This is a genomic window from Rhizobium sp. SG2393, assembly GCF_042610495.1.
Classification (GTDB): domain Bacteria; phylum Pseudomonadota; class Alphaproteobacteria; order Rhizobiales; family Rhizobiaceae; genus RU20A.
In genome coordinates this window covers 1-2311 of the sequence record NZ_JBHGAP010000020.1, presented here as the reverse complement: position 1 = coordinate 2311, position 2311 = coordinate 1, and the positions used below count along the sequence as shown (strand labels likewise).

Annotated in this window: 2 protein-coding genes; both read left to right on the top strand. The window is 65.6% G+C overall.

Annotated features, from left to right (window positions below; translation table 11 throughout):
• Positions 1-785 (top strand): hypothetical protein (locus ACED18_RS20510; RefSeq protein ID WP_377295443.1); only part of this gene is annotated, 785 nt, incomplete at its 5' end.
• Between the two features lie 220 nt (positions 786-1005).
• A complete protein-coding gene (locus ACED18_RS20505) occupies positions 1006-1551 on the top strand; it encodes a hypothetical protein (RefSeq protein ID WP_377295442.1) in 546 nt (181 codons plus the stop codon).
• The last annotated feature ends 760 nt before the right edge of the window (positions 1552-2311 follow it).

The window sequence follows — 2311 nt, the reverse complement described above, 5'->3', positions numbered from 1 at the left end:
TGGAGCAGGCGGTCGAGCGGCTGGCGAAAGCCAACCCGAGTGTGCTGGTCCTGACGCAGTCGCTGAAGCTGCCGCTGGTGAAGGCGGCCATGGAAGCTGTCTCCGGCAACGACTGGGGCTGCCTCGAGGGTGTGAAACTCGATTGCGAGGCCCCGGCAAAGGGCAGCTACACGCCCGACCTGATCGTGGTGAACCGTGCCCGGCACACCGCCTACATCCTCGACCTCAAGCGCTCGCTTGCCTCCTACGGCGACACGAGCAGGCTCGAGGAGCTGAAGATGAAGATGATGGCGGCGGCCATGGTTCTGCCGGACTGGCTCTACAAAACCCAGAAGCGGTTGATGGTCGATGCGGTGGAAGTCGCGATCGTCGATGGCGCCAGCCGTCCGAGCGATCATGCCAGCGGGGTCTGGGCGCTCTCGGAGATCGACGACCTCCTGGAGATCGATGGCGTGGCGGCCTGTATGGCGGAACTGCGCCGTCGCTTCGGTCAGCGGGTGCAGCAGCTTCTCGAAGCGGAGGCGCTGAAGGCGCTTGGCCTCGACAGGCTGCCGGTGGCAGGCACGGCGGTCGTGACGTCCGAGGGAACGGCGCCGACCCGTCCGTGGATCAATCTCAACGGTCATAGCCGTAGCTTCGCGGAAGACCGGGCTGCGCGCGCTTTGGATGATGATGCCGATCACGACGAACCGGGATCCGACAACCCTTCTGACGCAGCGTGTGACGATGACGAGTCTGCGCCTGTCTTCGTGCGCGTCGGCTTTGCCCGACGTCGGTCGCATTGATCGAGCTTCGAGCCCAGAGTCTCAAGCCTCAGCCCACTGCCATTGATGCCTGCTGCCGGATCGCCTGAAGCCCGGACCTGACGTTTGCCGCCCTGCGCCGGACGTCAGCCGCCGGACGCCGGGCGCGATTGCCGCACAGCATCCGGTTCCGAGGCTGCGGCTTCTTCATCCCCCTGTCTCATGCGCGCTGGACCGATAACGGTTCGGCCAAGGAGTCCTCATGTCCTCCGACCTCACCCCGGATGTGCCGCGTCACATCCGTTGCGAAGCGATTGCGTCGTCCTCGATCGCACAGTCCGTCCCCTGCCATCGGTCGCATGGCACCATTCTGCATCATCCCGGATCCGGCCGTGCCGATCCGCTCGCCGACGATCCGGCAATCCTGATCGGACTGGCGCTTGCCCATGTCCGGCAGGGGAAGGGTCTGACTGGTACGGTTCCGGACGTCGTCATGTCCCGGCTGCAAGCCCATGCCGATCATGGCAATCCCGCCTGCCGCCTGTTGCTGTCCTGGCTCGACAGGTATCGCACTGGCGCCTCGGTCCCGGACCAATCTGCCGAGGCCACCACGGACTCGAGCGAGCCATCAGTTTCTCGTGCGCGCAAGACCCCTCGCGATCGCATCGTGGCAAGGCTCGGCGCAGCTCCGCCTGAAGCCATGCGACCACGGGGGCGCAAGCGGCCGCGCTGGCCCGTTGCCGTCGAGGCGACGTCAGCCGTAGCTCCGGAACCAATTTCCGCGACCGAGGAGGCGTCGCATGGATAAGTTGACGCATCTTCTCGTCCAGCGACTGCGCCAGGACGCCCGTCGGCAGACACTGCGTGCCGCCTTGCTCAACGGCCTGCTCGAACTGAAGCTGGTGGAATGGAATGGCGCGATCATCAGGCGCTATAGTCCCTCGTTCGATATGAGCCAGCTGTCCGGCAACGTGGATCAGGACGTCGCCTGGATCCGTCGCCATTTTGCGAGCCTGCTGGTTGAGCCAGCGAAGAGCGTGAACGCGGCGAAGAATTCCTTCGGCTCCGACGTCGGTCCTGTGGACGTCCGCCCGCCTGTGCCGGANCTGGTTGAGCCAGCGAAGAGCGTGAACGCGGCGAAGAATTCCTTCGGCTCCGACGTCGGTCCTGTGGACGTCCGCCCGCCTGTGCCGGAGCGGCTTAGACGGCTGCTGGCGCGTAAGCTCGATCACGCGTCGTGGCCCGCGGCTGACGCGGAGCGCCGCGCCTATGCGATCCGTCTCGTCGGGGAAGCAGGTCCGCCGCCCATGTCCGGGCATCTGATCGCTGCCGTCGTTCTGGCAAAGGCGCTTACGGCCTCGGGACGAACGCTTGCCGAGCTGGTCAGTCTAGCGTCAAGCCGCACAGGCTTCGTGACGGTGCAGTCGGAGGTGGAAGGCGTCGAGACGGCGATCGTCCGGCTGTTGACGGCAACAGGGCTTCTTCCCGGTGAGCCGATGTCGTTCATTGCCGGTGGGGCGCCGTATGTCGACGATGACCTGCGTTTCGAGGACGACGAGCAGCGCCGG

What these genes read in the sequence shown, in the direction of transcription:
- ACED18_RS20505 (WP_377295442.1), top strand. Translation starts at nt 1,006, where the DNA reads ATGTCCTCCGACCTCACCCCGGATGTGCCGCGTCACATCCGTTGCGAA.